Here is a 19,888-nt window from a genome sequence, read left to right as displayed (position 1 = left end):
GGAAGCTTTAGAGGCTTAAAAGCTGCCCTCACCCCTACCCCTCTCCCGCACGCGGGAGAGGGGATTAGCTCTCACTCCTCTGCGTCTACTGCGCCACCTCGGCTTACGGCCGCAAAAAGACTCCAGGCTTGTGCTTGGCCGTGTGCTTGGCCTTCCCAGCTTTAGCTTTCACTCTTCTGCGTCTGCAGCGGCACCTCGGCTTACCTCCGCAAAAAAACAGGCTTTTGCTTCGGCTTTTGCTTCGGCTTTTGCTTCGGCTTTTGCTTTGGCTTTTGCTTCGGCTGTCCCCTCTCCCGCGTGCGGGAGAGGGGTAGGGGTGAGGGGAGCTTTTGCTTTTGCTTTTGCTTTGGCTGATGCAGTTGCTTCCCTATCGCAGCTGCATCAGCCTACCCATCAGCCTTCCGCAGCAACCCCCTGCTCCACCGGCGGCAGGCCACGGGCACGCCGCGTCAACCGCGCGGTACCGGTACGCAGATCGTCCAGCAGCGCATAGATGGTCGGCAGGAACAGCAGGCTGACCACCGTCGAGAACGCCAGGCCACCGGCAATCGCGCGTGCCATCGGGTAGTACGGCGGCATGCCATCGGCCGTGGTCGTGTTCAGGGCAATCGGCACCATCGCCAGAATCGCCGTGCCCATCGTCATCATGATCGGTCGCAGACGCTCACGGCTGCCCTCGATCAAGGCCTCCGTGCGCGATACCCCGCGTCGGCGCAGGTTGTTGATGTGCTCGATCATCACAATGCCGTTGTTCACCACCACGCCCATCAGCACCAGGATGCCGATCACCGCCATGATGTTCATCTCGGTGCCGGTCAGCCAGAACAGCCAGTACACGCCGTAGATGGAGAACAGCACGCAGGACATGATCGCGGCCGGGAACAACAGCGATTCAAACACCGCGGCCATGATCACGATCATCAGGATCAGCGCGATCAGAATCGCGTTCTTCATCTGATCCATGCCATCGAAGTTGATGTTGAAACCGGCGCCGTTGAAGGTATAGCCATAGCCCGGCGGGAACTGGACCCTATCCAGCGTCTCCTCCACCGATTTGCGCGCCTGGTCCATCGGCACATCCTTGGCCAGGCCGGCTTCGATACGCAGCATGGTCTGACGGTTCAGGCGCTGGATCGAGTTGGCCGCCGGATTGACGTTGACATCAACCATCGCCAGCAGCGGGATTTCCTTGCCGCTGGCATTGCGCACCATGAAGGACGACAGGTCCTCGATACCGTAGTTTTCCGAGCCGGCAAAACGCACGTTGACCGGAATCTCCACGTCATCGCGGTGGAAATCACGTAGCGAGGAACCGCGCAGGGCCATGCCCACGAACTGGGCCACCTGCTGGGCGCTGAAACCGTAGGACGCAGCACGCTCACGGTTCACCCGCACCGCCAGCTCGGCGTTGGCATCGCCCACGTCCACGCGCACATCACGCAGCTTGGGGTCACGGGCAAGAATGGGCACGATGTCGTCGGCCAGCTCACGCAGGGTCTGGCTGGAATCGCCGACCAGGCTGAAACGCAGGCCCTGCCCGTCACTGCCCATGCCTCCGGGCCAGCCAATGCCGATCTTCGCGCGCGCTGACTGCGGCAAGCCTTTGCGCACCTCCTCCTCGATCTTCTTGCTCTGCTCGCGGTCGTCGATGCTCAGGTACAGGCGGGTCTGCGCCCAGCCCTGCTCGGCGAAGCGGCTGTAGACGCGCTTGATCTTGAACTCATCGCGGTGGGCGTTGACGAAATCCTCCACCCGCTGCACTTCCTTGCCCATCTCTTCCTTGGAATAGGAGCCTTTCCACTGGTAGAAGATGTTGATCTCATCCGGGTCGTTGTCATCACCGCCGCCGGTGGTGTGGGTCATCGGCCACAGGCTGAGCACCGACACCAGCACGATGCCGGCCACGCTCCAGCCACGGTGCTGCAGGGTCCAGCGCAGGATCCGCGCGTAGCGCTCCTGCAAACGGCTGATCAACGGTGACTTCAAGGCCGGCGGGGTCTTCATCCGTGCTGACAGCATCGGGATCAGGCTCACCGCCACCAGCCAGGAGGCCAGCAAGGAGAACGAAATGGTCAGCGCCAGCTGGGTCAGGTAGATGGTGATGATGTTCTTCTCGCCGAACATCATCGGCAGGAACACCACGCAGTGGCACAAGGTACCGGCAGACAGCGCGATCGCCACATGGCGGGTACCGATGATGGATGCCATCTCCGGCTGGCCGGGGTACTTCTCGCGCTCCTGGTAGATGCTCTCCACCACCACCACGGCGTTGTCCACCAGCATGCCGACCGCCAGCAACAAGCCCATCATCGAAATGATGTTCAGGCTGATGCCGGTGAAGTACATGAAGCCCAAGGTCATGATGAAACAGATCGGGATCGCCATCGACACCATCAGTGTCGACGGCCAATGCCGCAGAAAAGCGTACAGCACGATCACCGACAGCAGCAGGCCGATCGCACCGGCTTCGGCCAACGCCAGCAACGAGCTGGTCACCGCCGCACCGGAGTCGTAGGCCACTTCGATGTCGATGCCGCGCATGGCCGGATCGGCGGCCAGCAGTGCCACCTCATCGCCTACCGCGTGCGAAAGATCAACCAGGTTGGCCGAGCGTTCCTTGTAGATATCCACGCCGACGCTGGGCTTGCCTTCCATCTTGCGCACATAACTCATGCGCTGCGGCTGCAGGCTGACCTCGGCGATATCCGACAAGCGCGTGCCGCGGTTGTTGACCGGAAGGTCGCGCAACTCCTGCACTTCCAGCAACTCGCCCTTGGGCTGCACCCGCAGGCGTCGGCCATCCTCGGTGATCTGCCCCGCCGACACCGCAAAGTTCGCCGCCTGCAGTTTCTGCACCAGCTCGTTGAGCGCCACGCCATGGGCACTGATGCGGTCCTTGTCCAGGGCGATCAGCACTTCCTGCTTGGCCACACCTTCCACTTCCACGCGGGCCACACCCGGCAGCCGTTCCAGCCGCTGCTTGATGGTGCGCTCGATCATGTCAGCGCGCGCGGTCAGATCTTCCTGGCTGTTCAGGCGCAGGCTGATCGCTTCCTGGTCACTGGTACTCCAGCGCTGCACGAAATAGCGGCGGAAGTCGTCGGGCAGCTCGTCACGCACCGCATCGATACGCTCGCGCGCTTCGGACGCGGCCATCGCGATATCGCGGTCCCAATCACTGAATTCGACCTGGATCTGGCCGCCTTCGGCATTGGCGCGCGAGTTCATCGTCTTGATGCCGGGCATCGTGGCGATGGCTTCTTCCACCGGTCGCAGCAGGTTGCGTTCCACTTCCTCCGGGGTGGAACCCGGATACGGCAAGGCGATGAAGAAGAACGGGATGGATGCTTCCGGTTCCGCCTCCAGCGGCAGCTTGAACGCGGCGATCAGGCCGATCACCACCATCGATACAAACAGCATGATGGTGGTGACGGGGCGGCGAATGGAGAGTTCGGTGATATTCATCCGATCAGTCCTTGATGCCGCCGATGGGGTCCTGCTCATGACTCAACACCTGCTCGGCCTGGGCCATCGCCTGGCGGGCACGGCGGCCACGCTCGGCGTAGTACTCGTCAGGCTTGCGGTCCAGCAGGTCGTACACCACCGGGATCACCAGCAGGGTCAGCATGGTCGACACCAGCAGGCCACCGATCACGGTGATCGCCATCGGCGAGCGCACTTCGGCACCTTCGCCGAACGCCAGGGCCAGCGGCAGGAAGCCGAACACCGCGCACAAAGTGGTCATCATGATTGGGCGCAGACGCGAACGCGCACCTTCCACCAGCGCCTCGCGCTTGGGCACACCTTCCTCGCGCAGCTGGTTGACCTTGTCGATCAGGATGATGGCGTTCTTCACCACCAACCCGACCAATAGAATCAGACCGATGAACACCACCACCGATACCGGCGAACGGGCCAGCAGCAGGGCCGCCACCGCGCCCACCAGCGCCAGCGGAATGGTGAACAGGATGACGAAGGGGTGCAGCAGCGATTCGAACTGCGATGCCATCACCAGGTAGACCAGGAATACCGCCAGCGCAAAGGCGAACAGCAGCGAGCGGATCGACTCGCCCAGCTCCTGGCCCTGGCCACCGATATGCATACCGACGTCGGTGCCCAACGGGTTCTTGGCAACCATGTCCTGCACTTCGGTGATGGCCTTGCCCAGGTCGATGTCGCGCAGGTTGGCCGAGACGATGGCCACACGGCGCTGATCGGCGCGATGGATTTCGCTCGGGCCGGTAGTGGCGATGACATCGGCCACCGAAGCCAGTTCGATCGCCTTGGCACCGGTCGGGTTGACGATCAGGCGGCGGATATCGTCCACCGAGGAACGCTCCGATTCCTGCACCCGCACCAGCACGTCGATCTTGCGATCACGGAAGCTGTAACGCGTGGCTACATTACCCTTGACCTTGTTGACCACCGCATCGGCGATCTGCCGCGTGGTCAGGCCCAGCGCCGCAGCGCGGTCCTGGTCGAACACCACCTGGATTTCCGGGAAGCCCTGCTCCACCGTCGACTTGACGTCGGCATAGTGCGGGCTTTCGCGCAGCATGCCGGCCAGGCGATTGCCGGCGACGCGGATATCGTCGAGGTTGTTGCCCTCGATCTCGATTTCCAGCGGCGGCGACAGTGCGAACAGTTCCGGGCGGGCGAAGTCCACCTGTGCCGACGGCCAGGCCTTCATGGTCTCGCGCAGCTTCTCGGTCAGTTCCGGCTCGCGCTTGGTGTCATTCATCACCACCGACAGCTTGCCGATGTTCTCGCCGCTCTCGGTCGGGCTGGCATCCAGCCGCGTACCGGTACCGGACACGCCGTACAGCAGGCGCACGCCGTCTTCATTGGCATGCTTGCGCTGCACTTCACGCACCAGTGCATCGGTCTGCGCCAACGGCGTACCCGGCGGCAGCTTGGCGGTCATCTCGAAGCGGTCCTGGGCCAGCTGCGGCAGCAGGTCCACGCCGAGCAACGGCAACGCGGCCAGGGTCAATGCAAACGCCAGCGTTGCGAAACCGAGCACCGGCCAGGGGCGCTTCAACGCAGCCGGCAGCGCGCGCAGATAGCTGGCTTCGGCGCGGCCATACGGTGCCATCGCCAGGTCACTGGCCTTGCGCATCACCGGGCCGACCACCGCGGCAATGCCACGGAAGATCCGCACCACTGTCCACGCAAGGAAGTAGAAGCCATAGCGGAACATCGCGCCGATGCCACGGCCAGCATAGGCGGCCGGCTTCTTCCAGCGGCTCTCGGGACGCCACGGCTGGCGCGGGTCCTCGGCCGGGAATTCCAACGGCGGGCGGCCCTTCAAGGCGCTCAGCATCGGGATCAGCGTCATCGACACCACCAGCGACACTGCAATCGCGATCGACACGGTCAGCGCCTGGTCACGGAACAACTGGCCGGCGATACCATCGACGAAGACCAGCGGCAAAAACACCGCGATCGTGGTCAAGGTGGACGCAACCACCGCCATGAACACTTCGCGGGTGCCCTTGATCGCCGCTTCCAAAATGCCCATGCCGCGCTCACGCGCCTTGGCAATGGATTCCAGCACCACAATCGAGTCATCCACCACCAGGCCGGTGGCCAAGGCCAGGCCGCCCAGCGACATCACGTTCAAGCTCAGGCCCAGCTGGCCCATGAAGAAGAACGTGGCGATGATCGAGATGGGCAGCGACAGCGAGATCACGAAGGTGCTCCAGCCATCGCGCAGGAACAGGAAGATGATCAGGATCGACAGCAGGCCGCCGATCACCGCATCAACCTTGACGTCCTTGATGGCGTGGCGGATGAAGACCGACTGGTCTTCCACCATCGTCATCTCGATGTCCTTGGGCATTTCCTTGCGGATCTGCTCCAGCTTTGCTTCCAGCGCATCGGCGGTGGAAACGGTATTGGCATCGCCTTCCTTGTAGACGGCGAGCTCGACGGCTTCATGGCCGCCGCTGCGGATCACCGCTTCACGTTCCTTGTAGCCCTGGCGGACTTCGGCCACATCCTTCAGCCGCACGCTGGGCGCACTGCTGCTGCCATCGCTGCGCATCGCCGCGATCACGTTCGGATCGCTGCTGCCGAGGATGGCCGACATCAGCTGCCGGTTTTCACCCGCCGAGCTGGCGGTACTGGAACCGCTGACCGTGGTCAGCAGCATCTCGCGCATCTGTTCAACGGTGGCGAACTGGTTGACGGTGCGCACCAGGTAGCGCTGCGACCCTTCTTCCAGACGCCCGCCCGACAGGTTCACGTTTTCCTGCTGCAGGCGCTGGATCACCGTGTCCAGCGACAGCCCCAGCGCGGCCAGCTTGCGCTGGTCGATATCGACCTGGATTTCATCTTCCAGACCACCGCCGACCTTGACCGCAGCCACGCCGGTGACCGGCTCGAGCTTGCGCTTGAGGTCTTCGTCGGCATAACGGCGCAGCTCCATCAGGCGCCGCACCGCGTCAGCTTCATTGCCGGCTTCCTGCTTGGATGACAGCGCCAGCCGCATGATCGGCTGCGTCGACGGATTGAAGCGCAGCAGCACTGGCGGCTTGGCCTCCAGTGGCAGCTGCAGGGTTTCCATCTTGTCGCGCACGTCCAGCCCGGCCTGCTGCATGTCGGTGCCCCAGGCGAACTCCAGCACCACGTCGCTCTGCCCGGTGCGCGAGATCGACTTCAGCTTGCGCAGGCCCTTGACGATGCCCAGCGCTTCTTCGGCCGGCTGCGAAATGAGGGTTTCCACCTCGGCCGGCGCAGCACCTTCGTAATCGGTGCGCACGGTCAAGGTGGGATAGCTCAGGTCCGGCAGCAGTTCGACCTTCAAGCTAGACAGCGAGATCAGGCCGAACAACACCAGGGTCAGCGTCATCATCGCGATGGTGACGCGGCGGCGGGTGGCAAATTCGATCAGGTCGAAGCCACCGCCGGAAGCCGACGGTCCGTGGCCACTCATTGCTTGGACGCCTGTGCAGCTGCCGGTGCCTTCGCTGCCACCGCCTTGTCCTTGTCCTTGCCGATCACCTGCACGGCACTGCCTTCGCGCAGCGCGGCCTTGCCGGCAATCACCACTTCATCGCCCTGCTGCAGGCCATTGCGTACTTCGATCCAGCCGGCATCGTCGTAACCCAAGGCCAGTTCGGTGCGCATCGCCTTGCCATCGCGCACCACATACACCGCCGGCTTGCCGCCGTCTTCCAGCAACGCGCTGCGCGGCACCACCAGCGCGTCGGCGCGCTGGTCGTAATTGATGCTCAGGCGGCCGAACATGCCGGCCTGCAACGCGTCTTCGCCGGTAAAGGTAGTCACCACGCGGAAGGTGCCGGTACCGTTGTCCACCACCGGTGCAACGCGGTCCACGGTGCCGGTGAAGGGCTTGCCCGGCAGCGCATCGACCTGCAGCGACACCGCCTGGCCCGGCTTGAGCTTGGCGATTTCGCGCTCGGGCACATTGAGCGTGGCCTCGAGCTGGCCGCTGTCGACGATGCGGATGATCGGCGAGTTGATCTGCACGAAGTTGCCCGGCTTGATGTCACGCGAGGCGATCACGCCGGAGATCGGTGCAACCACTGTGGTGTAGGACAACTCCAGCGTCGCCATGCGGTACATCGCCCGCGCGTTCTCCAGGTCGTAGCGCAGCTGATCCACATCGGCGGCGCTGACCAGCTGCTGCTGCACCAGTTTCTCGGCACGGTGGTAGCTGTTTTCCAGCTTGCGCATCTGCGCCTCGCTCTGCGCAACGTTCAGCCGGGCGCGGTCCGGGTCCAAACGCACCAGCGGCTGCCCGGCACGCACGAACTGGCCTTCCTCGACCAGCACGGCCAGGGCCACACCGGAGGTCTTGGCAACCACCTGCGACTCGGCCCGGGGCTCCAATGCGGCAGTGCCTGCGTAACTGGCGGCGATGCCACGGCGTTCGGCCTTGGCCACTTCCACCGGCACCGCGTCACTGGCTTTCTGCTCCTCCGGGGTCTTGGCCTTGGCCTCTTCGCCGCCGGCCTTGCAGCCGCCCAGCAACAGCGAAGTGGTGATCAGAAGTGCAGCAGCGCAGCTTCCGGTGCGGGCGTGCAGAGTGAAAAGTCGCGACATCGTCTTGTCCCTAGGGGATGCGTAGGCAGGTGTTGTAGCAAAGTATTGCACCACCCCACGCCTACACCATGCCCCGAAAGTCATGGGTACCTGTAACCGACAGCATCTACCGCATTGCAGCATCCAGTTTTCTGTTCCGAACAGGTAAATACGCGGGCTATACTCGGGCCGTTCCGTATCCCACGGCGGAACCCCAGACCCGCTCACCGGACAAGGAAACCATGCGCCCGCAACCGCTTGCCGCTTGTTTCGCTCTGGCTTTTGCCCTGACTTTCGGGGCCGCCCAAGCTGATCCGCAGTCTGCTGCACCCGCCGTCGCCCCCGCCCCTGCCCCGGCTGCCACTCCGGCAACCCCGAGCAGCGGCAATGCCACCACCGGCCGGACCCTGGCGTATACCTGCCAGGGCTGCCACGGCATCACCGGCTACAAGAACGCCTACCCCAGCTATCGCGTGCCGAAGATCGGCGGGCAGTCGGCGCAGTACCTGACCCAGGCGCTGACCGAATACCGCGAAGGCAAGCGCAAGCATCCAACGATGCAGGCGCAATCGATGAGTTTCAGCCAGCAGGACATCGCTGATCTCTCCGCCTATCTGTCCACCCTCAAATAAGCGCCGACCATGACGAAAGCCACGCACACCCTGCGTTTGTCCATCGCCCTGCTCGGCGCCTTGGGTCTGGCGGCCTGCACCCAGTCGGAGGTGGAGTCCAGCGACAAATCCGCTGCCGACCCGGGCCACGCCAGCGGTGAGCACGGATCCAGCTCGTCCGCCGGCCTTCCCGCCGGCCGCGTCGCTGCCGGCGAGCAGCTGGCCGCTGCCAAGGGCAAGGCCACCGGGCAAAGCTGCATCGACTGCCACGGCGCCGATGGCAACAACCCGATCGACCCGACCTACCCCAAGCTCGGCGGCCAATACGGCGACTATCTTGCCCATGCACTGCAGGCCTACCGCGCCAGCAACCGCGATCACATGCTGATGACCCCACAGGCGCAGAAGCTCAGCGACCAGGACATCGCCGACCTGGCCGCCTACTTCGGTTCGCGTCCCAGCCAGCTGCGCGATCTGCACGGCGTCGACTGACCGTAGTTGCCGCAGCACCGCGCTTGAACCAACAAAGCCGCCCTTGGGCGGCTTTGTTTTGATTGATCAGCTACCAGGCGGTGCGGCGGCCCCCCATTGTTTGTGGGAGCGGCGTCAGCCGCGAAGCTTATATTGCCGAAACTCAAGCATATGTAGCACCTGATCCGGCACCTGCTTCGCGGCTTACGCCGCTCCTACAAGAGGCAACGCAACAACCGGCGCACTGCAAACCAGTCAACGGCTGCCGTTGTCTTCCTGCAGCTCTTTCTTGAACGGGATATCCGGCGGTGGTCGCGCCTCTGCCGGCTGTTCCTGCATGTTCGGGTTGGTCAGGCCGCAGCCGCCGCCGAACTGCAACATCGACACCACGCAGGAAATCTTGCTGCTGGAGCCGGGGATGGGAATCTCCACGCTCTTGATGCCCTTGCGCACCCATTCGGCCAGCAGCGATTCGTTGGGCGCCCAGTATTTGTCGAACGAAGTTGGCGTGTAGTCGTACGGCGGCCGCTTCAGCCAGGTGCCGGACTCGGCGATGCGCTCCTTGCTCCAGGTATCGGCATCACCGCCCGGTGCACCACGCTTGGCGGTGTCCTGCCCCTGCCCTTCGTTGCCGCCCAATCGCACGCTGCCATCGGCATTGAACAGGCCGGTTCCCTTGTCGGCCTGCCCACCTGCACTGCCCGCTACCTGTCGCTGCGATGCGCCCCAGTCATCGCCGCGCGTCGGCGCTGCCCAGCCACCACTGCGATCCTGCGGCTTGGGGCCGGCGCCCGCGCTGGTTCCTGCACGCGGGCTGGGATTGGCGGTTGCCGCCTGCCCGGCATTGCCTGATGGGCTGGCCGCCGCAGTTGCAGAAGCACTGGGCTGCGGCTTGCTGGCGGGCGCCTGCGCGCCTGCCGCTGCGGCCGCGTTCGGCGCCGAAGCGGGCTTGTCCGCCACGCCCGGCACCGCGCGCTCGCGCACCGACATGGCCGGCGTCTTCACCTGCACCTCGGCGGTACGGGTTGGCAAGGTGGGCATCGCAACCGATTCCTGCGGTGCGGTTTCAATCGGACGCTCACGCACACCCATCTGCGGCGTACGCAGCTGCACCTGCGCCTCTCGGACACGCGGCTGCGCAAGCGTGACCGGCTGCTGCTCGGCGATTTCGATCTGCCGCTCACGCACCTGCACCTGCGGCTGGCGCAGCTGGACCGCGACCTCGGCAGCTGGGCGCAGCGCTTGCGTCGGCTGCGGACGATCAACCGCGGTTTCAACCGTACGCTCACGCACCTGCGGCTCTTTGCCACGCAGCGTCGGCGTTACCACCGCCACCGGCGGCACCACGAAATCGGTGGTGGGCCGGTTTGTCTCGGTCACCTGCAAGGGCTGCTCGACCGGCGGCGCGGGCTGCGGGGTCGGCGACTCCAGCGGCGGCGGTGCCGCGGCGACATCTGCCGGGGCGGCGGCCGCAGCCTGCTGTTCCGCAGGCTGTTCGGCCGGGGCGGCCTGCGCAGCGGCGGCGGAAGGTGCAGCTGCGGATTGCGCGGCGGCAGCAGCCTGCGTTGCGTCTGCAGTATCGGCGGCGCCACCGGCAGCAGGCGCTCCGCCACCTTCCTCCTGCGCGGTACCGTCACCCAGGAATTCCACCTGCACGCGTTCGCCTTCTTCGGCGTTCTGTTCGGGCACATTGCTGCGCACCAGCGCAACCCACAGCAGCAACAGCGCAAACAGGACATGCAGGCCGGCACTGAAGAAACCGGCAAACCAACGCAGACCACGCTGATCGCGCGGCGGCGGCTCGCCGCCGTTCCAGAACAGCGACACGATGATCCACCACAGTGGCCGTGCGGCCGCAGGCGCGGCACGCGGACGCGGCGGGCGCGCTGCAATTGCGTCGCCCACATCACCATCTACAAATGCCGACAAGCCCTTGGACATGCGCGTGCGCAGCCAGTTGCTCCAGCTGTACGGCATGCCGGTGCGGCGATCATGCAGAATGCTGGTCTGCCGGCGCGAGGCCAGCAGATTGATCAGCTCGGTAACCGATGTCACCGACATCCGTGTCAGCGGCTCAGCCCGCGCTGTCGCGCGGAATATACGGCGCCTGACCGGTTTCGTGGTCGGTGGCGTCACGCACGGCGGTAATGCCCGGCACCCGGCCCATCAAGGTTTTTTCGATCCCCTGTTTCAAGGTCACATCGGCCATGCCACAACCGTGGCAGCCGCCGCCGAAACGCAACAACACCACGCCATCAGCCGACACTTCCTGCACCGCGACGCGACCACCATGGGACGCCAGCTGCGGATTGATTTCGTTTTCAATCACCCAACGCACACGCTCGACGATGGACGCTGCGTCACCGGGCGCTTCGCCCTTGATCTTGGGTGCCTTGATGGTCAGCTGCTGGGTACCTGCAGCCTGGGTGACATAGTCGATCTCCGCACCGTCCAGCCAGGCCACGCTGGTAGCAGCCACATACAAGGTGAAACCATCGCAATCCACGGCCCATTCATCGCCCAGCAGCTCGGACGGGTCGGCAAATTCAAGGCGCGCATCGGCGCTCGGGGTTCCCGGGTCCATCGCGCTCAGACGCACGCCCATACCGGGCACGGCCTCGCGTTCGATCAACTTGCGGAAATGGCGTTGGGCGGTATCTGATATCTGGATCATGCGGGTATTCTAGCCGTGTCTTGGTCGCCACCGATGGCACAGTGATTCCAACGGCGGCACTGTTCAGTCACCTGTTTGATGGAGGTTTGCATGGCCCCTGATCTGATTCCCCTGCAACAAGCGCGTTGCAGCCCGCGCCGGGGCAGCGAATACCGCCTCAGCCAGGCCCGGCTGGCCGAACTGCTGCCGCAGGTCCCGGGCTGGGAGCTGGCCGAGAATGGCCAGGCACTTACCCGTACATTCCGCTTTGACAACTACCACGGCACCATGGCGTTCGTGAACGCGCTGGCCTGGATCGCCCATCGTGAAGACCATCATCCTGACCTGGGCGTGCATTACGACCGTGCTGTCGTGCGCTTCTCCACCCATGACGTGGGTGGTCTGAGCGAAAACGACTTCATCTGTGCCGCCAAGGCATCCGCACTAACGGAGCAATGACATGAAACTGCCTCTGCTGTTGGCCGCACTGGGCACCACTGCCGTGTTGAGCGCCTGCAACGGCGCCGATCAACCGGCGGCGCCGGCCATCGCCCCGACCGAAGTAGCCGCCGTACAGACCCCGCCGCCGGATTACCCGGCCGAACTGGCCTGCACCGGCGTCGGCGGCAAGAGCGTGCTGCGCGTGGTGGTTGGCCCGCAGGGCACGCCGACCGAGGTATCGCTGGTGACCAGCAGCGGCAACAGCCAGTTGGACGACTCGGCCGCACGCCGCGTGCGCGAGTGGAAATTCAACCCGGCCACCCGCAACGGCCAGCCGGTGCCCACCACCATCCAGGTGCCGGTGAGCTTCAACCCGCCCGACCCCAAGCCCAACGAATGCTTCGCCATTGAAGAGCGCGCGCGCCGCGGCGGCTGAGCCGGCACCGGCCCGCGCGCATGCACGCTATCTCCAGTGACAATCTCTGGCTGGCGTTCACCCTGACCTTTGCTGCCGGCCTGGCCACCGCCGTCGGCAGCCTGCTGGTGTTGTTCTCCAAACGCCCGAACCCACGCCTGCTGGCGTTCGGGCTGGCCTTTGCCGGCGGCGCGATGGTCTACGTCTCGCTGTCGGAGATCCTGAACAAGTCGATCAGCTCCTTCGCCCAGGCCTATGGCGACCGCCTCGGCTATACCTACGGCACCTTGTGGTTCCTCGGCGGCGTGCTGCTGGTGGTGTTGATCGACCACCTGGTGCCCAACCCGCACGACAGCCTGGACAAACAGGATCCGGCCTTCCACGACCACAGCCACACCCAGATCCGCCGGGTCGGCATGCTCAGCGCCGTCGCCATCACCGCGCATAATTTCCCGGAAGGCCTGGCGACCTTCTTCGCCACCTTGGAAAGTCCTTCAGTCGGCTTGCCGCTGGCCTTTGCCATCGCCATCCACAACATCCCGGAAGGCATCGCCATCGCCGTGCCGGTGTATCTGGCCACTGGGCGCAAATCCTATGCCTTCGGCGCCAGCCTGCTGTCCGGCCTGGCCGAGCCGGTCGGCGCCGCCATCGGTTACTTCCTGCTGGCGGACGCCCTGTCCCCGGCCACCTTCGGCGCGGTGTTCGGCCTTATCGCCGGCATCATGGTGTTCCTGGCCCTGGACGAACTATTGCCAGCGGCCAAGCGCTACGCCCAAGGCCATGAGACCGTTTACGGGCTGGTGATCGGCATGGCCACGATCGCGGTCAGCCTGGTGCTGTTCAAGTGGTAGCAGGCTGAGCCCGGTTGGCCACCGGAATCGGATTTTTTGTAGGAGCGGCGTAAGCCGCGAAGCCAACATCGCTGAAATCACCAGCATGTTCGAGTCCTGACTGATCTGTGGCTTCGCGGCTTACGCCGCTCCTACAGAACTCCGCCCGGCAATGGGGAAGCGCCGTTCTGGCGATCCCCCACTCCCTGCTTCACACCCTCAAAGCTTGTTCATCGCATCCACCAGATCCGGCGGCAGCGGTGCATTCAATACATAAGGTGTCTTGCCACCATCCAGCGCGAACTCCAGCGAGGCCGCGTGCAGGAACAGGCGTTTGAGCCCGATCTGCTCACGAAAGCGCTTGTTGACTGCAGGATCGCCGTATTTGTCGTCACCCGCCACCGGGTGACCAATATGCTGAGCATGCACGCGGATCTGGTGGGTGCGGCCGGTTTCGATCCGGACTTCGCAGTAGGACTGGCCGCCGCGGCGCTCCAGCACCTTGAAATGGCTCAGCGACGGCTTGCCGATCGCATTCACCTGCACATGGCGCTCGCCGCCCTGGCGGAGCCCCACATGCAACGGTGCATCTACGCTCATCACACCATCGGGCATGCGCCCGGCCAGCAGGGTCAGGTAACGCTTCTGGATGCCGCCATGGTCTTCACGCAGCAAGGCCTGCAGCTCGACCAGGGCCGAACGCTTCTTGGCGATGATCAGCAGGCCGGAGGTATCCCGGTCCAGCCGGTGCACCAGCTCCAGGTTCATGTTCGGCCGCAGCGCGCGCATCGTTTCAATCGCACCGTGGCTGATACCGCTGCCGCCATGGCTGGCCACACCGGTCGGCTTGTTGATCACCAGCAGCTTGGCATCCTCGAAAACGATGGCCTCCTCCATGCGCTGCAGGAAACTTGCCGGAGGCGGCGCCTTGTCTCCAATCTCATTGAGATTGACCGGCGGAATACGGACCTCCTCCCCACCGTCCAGCTTGCGGTCAGCCTTGGCACGGCCACCGTTCACACGGACCTGCCCGCTGCGCACCAGTTTGTATACCAGGCTGCGTGGCGCACCCTTCAATTGGCCCAACAAAAAGTTGTCCAGCCGTTGTCCTGCCCTGTCTTCGGGTACTTTGATCATGCGCACGCTGCTCTTGGCGGCAGGCGGTGCTTGGGGCTTGTCGGAATCAGTCATCGGCCTATTTATTCTGCTACACTCGGGGGGCGATATAAGGGATTGATTTCGTTGGAAGTTGGTCAGGGCCAGAAGCCCCGCTCCCCACGAATCCGGCACAGTGCGCGGCCACCGCCCCCGGGGCGGCCATGTTAGCGGCTCGTCGGCGTCCCCGGCCATCGCCGGATGCTCAAAAAGCATCTGAGCTGGACGAAACCCATGTCCCGCGCGACGCCATCGGCTCCGGCCGCGGGCGGCCGCCGGCCCTGAAACACCTAAAACAAGAAAGAAGCGCTCCCGCGGCCTGCCGTGGTGTCGTAGCGCTGGAAACCCAAGCCGCCCTGCCCGCGCCTGCGCGAATGGGCGGCGAACCGTGTCCAGAGGCGAAACCCCATGGCGTTCCGCGCGGTAGCAGCGCGCGAGGAACGCACAATGAAGCGAATGCTGATCAATGCCACGCAGGCTGAAGAACTGCGCGTGGCCATCGTCGACGGGCAGAACCTGTACGACATCGACATCGAACAGCCGTCGAAGGAACAGAAGAAGTCCAACATCTACAAGGGCCGCATCACCCGCCTGGAGCCGTCGCTCGAGGCCGCCTTTGTCGAGTACGGCGGGGACCGCCACGGCTTTCTGCCGCTGAAGGAAATCTCCCGCGATTACTTCCAGGCGGGCGTGGACCATAACAAGGCCACCATCAAGGAACTCCTGCGCGAAGGCCAGGAAATCGTCGTGCAGGTCGACAAGGAAGAACGTGGCAACAAGGGCGCCGCCCTGACCACCTTCATCTCCCTGGCCGGCCGCTACATGGTGCTGATGCCCAACTCCCCTTCTGCCGGCGGCGTTTCCCGTCGCATCGAAGGTGAAGACCGCGCCGCCCTGAAGGAAGCGCTGGACAAGCTCAACATCCCCGACGACATGGGCGTGATCATCCGCACCGCTGGCGTCGGCCGCGATGCCGAAGAGCTGCAGTGGGATCTGGACTACCTGCTGCAGGTATGGCGCTCGATCGCCGAAGCCGCACTGACCAAGCCGGCCCCGTTCCTGATCTACCAGGAATCGCGCCTGATCGTGCGCGCCCTGCGCGACTACCTGCGCTCGGACGTCGGCGAGATCCTGGTCGACACCGAAGAGCTGTACGAGACTGCACGCGACTTCATGCAGCAGGTGATGCCGCAGACCCTGCGCAAGCTCAAGCATTACAAAGATGACATCCCGCTGTTCAACCGCTTCCAGATCGAATCGCAGATCGAGGCGATCTACGAGCGTAATGTGCGCCTGCCGTCCGGCGGCTCGATCGTGGTTGACCAGACCGAGGCGCTGACTGCCGTCGACGTCAACTCGGCCCGCTCCACCAAGGGCAGCGACATCGAGGACACCGCGTTCCAGACCAACCTGGAGGCCGCCGAAGAAGTGGCCCGCCAGCTGCGTCTGCGCGACCTGGGCGGCCTGGTGGTCATCGATTTCATCGACATGTCCTCCAGCAAGCACCAGCGCGAAGTCGAAAACCGCCTGCAGAATGCGCTGAAGTACGACCGCGCCCGCGTTCAGCTGGGCCGCATCTCGCGCTTTGGCCTGATGGAAATGAGCCGCCAGCGCCTGCGTCCGAGCCTGGGCGAATCCAGCCAGATCGTCTGCCCGCGTTGTGACGGCCAGGGCCGCATGCGCAGCATCGAGTCGCTGTCGCTGTCCATCATCCGCGTTGCCGAAGAGCATGCGATGAAGGAAAACACCGGACAGGTACTGGTGCAGGCACCGGTCGAGATCGCCAACTACCTGCTCAACGAGAAGCGCAGCGCACTGCGTGAAATCGAGCAGCGCCACGACGCCCCGATCGTCATCGTTGCCGATGAGCAGCTGCACACCCCGCACTACGAAGTCACGCGCCTGCGCGACAACGAGCTGGGTGAAGAGTCGAACAAGCCCAGCTACCAGCGCGGCACCCCGCGCAAGTTGCCGGTGCATGCACTGACCAAGGCACAGCTGAACATTCCGCCGGCACCGGCCGTGACCCACGTCAAGCACAGCCAGCCGGCACCGGTACGCGAGATCGCCGACGTCGCTCCGGCACCGGCACCGGTTGCCGCACCTGTCGCACCCGCCGCTGGCGGCGTGATGGGCTGGCTCAAGCGCGTCTTTGGCGGCGAGCCGGCAAGCACTGCCGCACCGGCACAACCGCAGCGTCAGGACAGCGGCCGCAACGACCGCAACCAGCGCCGCGACGGCCGTAATGGCCAGCAGGCGCGTGGCGGCAAGGGTGGCAATGGCGGCAATGCCAACGGCAACCGCCGCGACGAGCAGCGTCGTGACGAGCGCCGCCAGGGCACCGACAAGCCGCAGCAGCAGGCCCAGCCGCAGGCGCAGAACGGCGCCCAGCAGCAGCCCAAGCAGCAGCGCAATGAACAGCGCGGCGAGCAGGCCCAGCAGCCCAAGCAGCAGCGCAACAACGAGCAACAGCAGCAGCCCAAGCAGCCCAAGCAGCCGAAGCAGCCCAAGCCGCAGCAGGACGCCGACAAGCAGGCCCCGCAGCAGAACGCACAGGCCGAAAAGCCCGCACGTCAGCCGCAGCCGCAGCAGGAAGCCGTCCGCGCAGTGGCACCGGTAGCCGCCGCAGCCACCGTTGTTGCCAACGAAGTCGTTGCCAACACCGAAGCCGTGGTCAAGGAAACCAGCCTGGCCGCCGAGATCGCCAAGCCGGTGATCGTTGCCGAAGATCAGCCGGCCATGGCCGTGGTGGTCGATGAGAACGGCGTTCCGGTCGCAGGCGAAGAGGCTGCCGGCGAAGCCGGTGGTCGTCGTCGTCGCGGTCGTCGCGGCGGTCGTCGTCGTCGTCGTGGCAATGGCGAAGGCGCGGCAGGCAGCGACAACCTGGGCGGTGATGAGGACGGTATCGACGGCATCGACGATGCCGATGGTGAAGTCGCCGAAGCTCCGACCAAGGCCACCAGCAGCCAGCCCGAGTTCGAGTTCGATGACGAACCAGCACCAGCCGCAACGTCGGCTGCCGTCGCGGACAGCAAGCCCTCCGCGCCTGTCGAGGCCAAGACTGCTGAGATGAAGCCGGCTGAATTCAAGCAGGCCGAGACCAAGCCGTCCGTCACTCCCGCGGTGGAAACCAAGCCGGCTGCAACCGTACCGGCCCCGACTGCCGCAGCAGTAGTGGCAAGCACCCCGGCCGTAGTCGCCGAGGCACCGGCACAGGTGGCCGCTCCTGTCGAGCAGGTGGCGGTCAAGGCCGAGCAGGCAGCAGCACCGGCGCAAGCCGCCGCTGAGCCCGTTGCCGATGCCCCGGCTGCAGCTACCGAAGCCGTCGCCAAGGAAACGGTCGTCGCTCCAGCGATTGCCAGTGCGCCGGCAGCTGGTGCGCCCGTAATCGCTGCACCTGTCGCCATCGCGCCGGTCAGCGTGGCTCCGGCTGTGGTCAGCGCACCGAAGCCGGAAACCGCCGCTCCGGCAGCACCGCAGAATGGGCAGCTGTTCGCCCAGGCCGCCGTGGCTGAGGAACGCACCGAGAAGGCCGTTGCCGAAGCGGTTGTACCGGCACCTGTCGCTGCACTGGCCGAGCCCGCCAAGAGCGAGTCAACCGTCGCCGCAGTAGAGGCGGAAGCAGAAGCAGAGAAGAAGCAGGACGATCAGCCGCACAACGTCTGATCAGCCCTTCCCTGCGTGACCACAGAAAGCGGCCTTCGGGCCGCTTTCTGCTTTCTGCTTTTTGCTTTCTGCTTTCTGCTTTTTGCTTTTTGCTTTTTGCTTTTTTCTTTTTGCTTTTTTCTTTTTGCTTTTTGCTTTTTGCTTTCTGTGGGAGCGGCGTCAGCCGCGAAGCTGACGACAATTAAACGCTTACTGTCACTGCCATCTGACGATGTGCCCGCTGGGCTGGTGTCGCCCCTACATCTGACAGTCCATCAGCTTCGCGGCTGGTGCCGCTCCTACAAGAGCGTCCATCATCAGCGCTCTGGCTTCGGATGCGGGTCCCCGTGCACTTGCTGTAGGAGCGGCGTCAGCCGCGAAGCTGACACCAATCAAACTCTTGCTGTCGCTGCCATCTGATGATGTAACTGCTCGGCTGATGCCACTCCTGCCTCTGAAAATCCATCAGCTTCGCGGCTGATGCCGCTCCCACAAAAGCGGGCACCATCGGCGCTCTGGCTTCCGATGCGGGTACCTTTGCACTGCCTGTAGGAGCGGCCACCATCAGTGCTCTGGCTTCGGCTCAGGTTTCCGCGCACTTGCCTGTGGGAGCGGCGTCAGCCGCGAAGCTGTCACCACTCAAACTCTTGCTGTCACTGCGGTCTGACTAGGTAGCCGCTCGGCTGATGCCACTCCTGCACCTGACAATCCATCAGCTTCGCGGCTGACGCCGCTCCTACATGGATGCCGCTCCTACATGGCCGTTGAGCCAACAAAAAGAGCGCAACGTTGCCGTTGCGCTCTTCATGGTGCGCTGCTCCAACGCAGCGGCTTACCAACCAGACATCCTCATCCTGCACAGCACAGCCATTGCAGGCGGCTGGTTCAGATGGCCCGAGTCGGATCACCGACGCCGTACTGCGCGGCAAGCCGGGCCAGGGCGATGTTGTCCTGCACGCTCAACTTCTGGAACAACCGCGCCTTGTGCGTATTGACCGTCTTGGCGCTGAGGCTCAAGCGGCGCGCGATCTCTTCCTGTCGATGCCCCTGGATCAGCAGCAATGCCACTTCCAACTCACGCGGCGAAAGCAGGTCGAACGGCGATGCACCGCCTTCAAGATTGGACAGCGCAAGATTCTGCGCAATGCTGGTCGCCAGGTAGCGCTTGCCAATGGCAACGTCATGGATGGCGCGGATCAGCTCCTTGGAGTCGCCGCCTTTGCCCACATAACCCGACGCACCTGCCTCCAGCAGACGCTTGGGCATCGGCCCATCTTCCAGCACGGACACAATGATCACCCGGGTACCGTGATCCCCCTTGACGATGCGTTCGGTGATCTCCAGCCCGCTCAGGCCGGGCAGGTGCAGATCGCAGAGGACGACGTCCGGCTTCAGGCGCCGGATCTGCGGCAGCGCGATGTCGCCGCTATCCGCTTCGCCGATGACTTCAATCCCGGTTTGCCCCGAAAGAATCATCCGAATGCCCGTGCGAACTAGCGCGTGGTCATCGATAAGAAAAACACTGATGGTCATGAAGGATTCCTCGCGGCGAGGTGACAGTTGAAGCCTTGGGCGCGGCAAAATCCGAGCATGCGAGGCGACGGCCCTCCCCGTCCCC

The 19,888-nt window shown here is 64.3% G+C and carries 13 protein-coding genes; 6 read left to right on the top strand and 7 right to left on the bottom strand.

Annotated elements, in window-relative coordinates; translation table 11 throughout:
* Positions 1-393 precede the first annotated feature (393 nt).
* The 3 genes from BCV67_RS17495 to BCV67_RS17485 are packed head-to-tail and all read right to left on the bottom strand — an operon-like array spanning position 394 to position 8,070.
* A complete protein-coding gene (locus BCV67_RS17495; protein WP_062167958.1) occupies positions 394-3,465 on the bottom strand; it encodes an efflux RND transporter permease subunit in 3,072 nt (1,023 codons plus the stop codon).
* A gap of 4 nt (positions 3,466-3,469) precedes the next feature.
* Entirely contained in the window at positions 3,470-6,937 is a 3,468-nt protein-coding gene (locus tag BCV67_RS17490; protein WP_062167960.1) for an efflux RND transporter permease subunit, read from the bottom strand.
* Positions 6,934-8,070 (bottom strand): efflux RND transporter periplasmic adaptor subunit, encoded by a 1,137-nt coding sequence (locus BCV67_RS17485; protein ID WP_062167962.1) that lies wholly within the window; start codon positions 8,068-8,070, stop codon positions 6,934-6,936. Before BCV67_RS17485 ends, BCV67_RS17490 begins: the two co-directional genes overlap by 4 nt.
* A 221-nt stretch (positions 8,071-8,291) precedes the next feature.
* On the opposite strand from BCV67_RS17485, the gene BCV67_RS17480 reads away from it, so the two are divergent.
* Positions 8,292-8,681, top strand: coding sequence for a c-type cytochrome (locus BCV67_RS17480; RefSeq protein ID WP_062167963.1), 390 nt, complete (start codon positions 8,292-8,294; stop codon positions 8,679-8,681).
* A gap of 9 nt (positions 8,682-8,690) precedes the next feature.
* The gene (locus BCV67_RS17475) at positions 8,691-9,152 is read left to right on the top strand and encodes a c-type cytochrome (protein WP_062167965.1); all 462 of its coding nucleotides are present in this window, start codon (positions 8,691-8,693) and stop codon (positions 9,150-9,152) included.
* Positions 9,153-9,386: 234 nt separating this feature from the next.
* Here BCV67_RS17475 and BCV67_RS17470 read toward each other — a convergent pair whose 3' ends face one another.
* Both BCV67_RS17470 and BCV67_RS17465 read right to left on the bottom strand, forming a co-directional pair.
* Positions 9,387-11,192: a hypothetical protein gene (locus BCV67_RS17470; RefSeq protein ID WP_062167968.1), complete on the bottom strand. Its 1,806-nt coding sequence runs from the start codon at positions 11,190-11,192 to the stop codon at positions 9,387-9,389.
* 13 nt (positions 11,193-11,205) lie between these two features.
* Positions 11,206-11,805 carry an NfuA family Fe-S biogenesis protein gene (locus tag BCV67_RS17465; protein ID WP_062167969.1) on the bottom strand — a complete coding sequence of 200 codons (600 nt, stop codon included), beginning with the start codon at positions 11,803-11,805 and terminating at the stop codon, positions 11,206-11,208.
* 90 nt (positions 11,806-11,895) lie between these two features.
* Between BCV67_RS17465 and BCV67_RS17460 the strand changes: the two genes are divergently transcribed.
* The 3 genes from BCV67_RS17460 to zupT are packed head-to-tail and all read left to right on the top strand — an operon-like array spanning position 11,896 to position 13,491.
* Complete coding sequence (locus BCV67_RS17460; protein ID WP_062171590.1) at positions 11,896-12,243, top strand: 4a-hydroxytetrahydrobiopterin dehydratase; 348 nt, start codon at positions 11,896-11,898, stop codon at positions 12,241-12,243.
* A 1-nt stretch (position 12,244) separates the two neighbouring features.
* Complete coding sequence (locus BCV67_RS17455; protein ID WP_062167972.1) at positions 12,245-12,661, top strand: energy transducer TonB; 417 nt, start codon at positions 12,245-12,247, stop codon at positions 12,659-12,661.
* 20 nt (positions 12,662-12,681) lie between these two features.
* Positions 12,682-13,491: a zinc transporter ZupT gene (gene zupT / locus BCV67_RS17450; RefSeq protein ID WP_062167974.1), complete on the top strand. Its 810-nt coding sequence runs from the start codon at positions 12,682-12,684 to the stop codon at positions 13,489-13,491.
* Positions 13,492-13,689: 198 nt separating this feature from the next.
* Here zupT and BCV67_RS17445 read toward each other — a convergent pair whose 3' ends face one another.
* On the bottom strand, positions 13,690-14,661 hold the full coding sequence (locus BCV67_RS17445; protein ID WP_062167975.1) for an RluA family pseudouridine synthase: 972 nt from the start codon (positions 14,659-14,661) through the stop codon (positions 13,690-13,692).
* A gap of 411 nt (positions 14,662-15,072) precedes the next feature.
* Between BCV67_RS17445 and BCV67_RS17440 the strand changes: the two genes are divergently transcribed.
* The gene (locus tag BCV67_RS17440; RefSeq protein ID WP_062171592.1) at positions 15,073-18,291 is read left to right on the top strand and encodes an Rne/Rng family ribonuclease; all 3,219 of its coding nucleotides are present in this window, start codon (positions 15,073-15,075) and stop codon (positions 18,289-18,291) included.
* A gap of 864 nt (positions 18,292-19,155) precedes the next feature.
* On the opposite strand, the gene BCV67_RS17435 is transcribed toward BCV67_RS17440, so the two are convergent.
* A complete protein-coding gene (locus tag BCV67_RS17435; protein ID WP_062167977.1) occupies positions 19,156-19,803 on the bottom strand; it encodes a response regulator in 648 nt (215 codons plus the stop codon).
* Between the last annotated feature and the right edge of the window lie 85 nt (positions 19,804-19,888).

It is taken from the genome of Stenotrophomonas nitritireducens (assembly GCF_001700965.1).
Lineage (GTDB): Bacteria > Pseudomonadota > Gammaproteobacteria > Xanthomonadales > Xanthomonadaceae > Stenotrophomonas > Stenotrophomonas nitritireducens_A.
Note: the sequence above shows the minus strand (reverse complement) of the source record. Positions and strands in the feature narration are given on the sequence as shown.

Coding starts and splice junctions, on each gene's coding strand:
- BCV67_RS17465 (WP_062167969.1), bottom strand. CDS start 11,805: ATGATCCAGATATCAGATACCGCCCAACGCCATTTCCGCAAGTTGATC.
- BCV67_RS17470 (WP_062167968.1), bottom strand. CDS start 11,192: ATGTCGGTGACATCGGTTACCGAGCTGATCAATCTGCTGGCCTCGCGC.
- BCV67_RS17490 (WP_062167960.1), bottom strand. CDS start 6,937: ATGAGTGGCCACGGACCGTCGGCTTCCGGCGGTGGCTTCGACCTGATC.
- BCV67_RS17455 (WP_062167972.1), top strand. CDS start 12,245: ATGAAACTGCCTCTGCTGTTGGCCGCACTGGGCACCACTGCCGTGTTG.
- BCV67_RS17480 (WP_062167963.1), top strand. CDS start 8,292: ATGCGCCCGCAACCGCTTGCCGCTTGTTTCGCTCTGGCTTTTGCCCTG.
- BCV67_RS17445 (WP_062167975.1), bottom strand. CDS start 14,661: ATGACTGATTCCGACAAGCCCCAAGCACCGCCTGCCGCCAAGAGCAGC.
- BCV67_RS17495 (WP_062167958.1), bottom strand. CDS start 3,465: ATGAATATCACCGAACTCTCCATTCGCCGCCCCGTCACCACCATCATG.
- BCV67_RS17440 (WP_062171592.1), top strand. CDS start 15,073: ATGAAGCGAATGCTGATCAATGCCACGCAGGCTGAAGAACTGCGCGTG.
- BCV67_RS17435 (WP_062167977.1), bottom strand. CDS start 19,803: ATGACCATCAGTGTTTTTCTTATCGATGACCACGCGCTAGTTCGCACG.
- BCV67_RS17460 (WP_062171590.1), top strand. CDS start 11,896: ATGGCCCCTGATCTGATTCCCCTGCAACAAGCGCGTTGCAGCCCGCGC.
- zupT (WP_062167974.1), top strand. CDS start 12,682: ATGCACGCTATCTCCAGTGACAATCTCTGGCTGGCGTTCACCCTGACC.
- BCV67_RS17485 (WP_062167962.1), bottom strand. CDS start 8,070: ATGTCGCGACTTTTCACTCTGCACGCCCGCACCGGAAGCTGCGCTGCT.
- BCV67_RS17475 (WP_062167965.1), top strand. CDS start 8,691: ATGACGAAAGCCACGCACACCCTGCGTTTGTCCATCGCCCTGCTCGGC.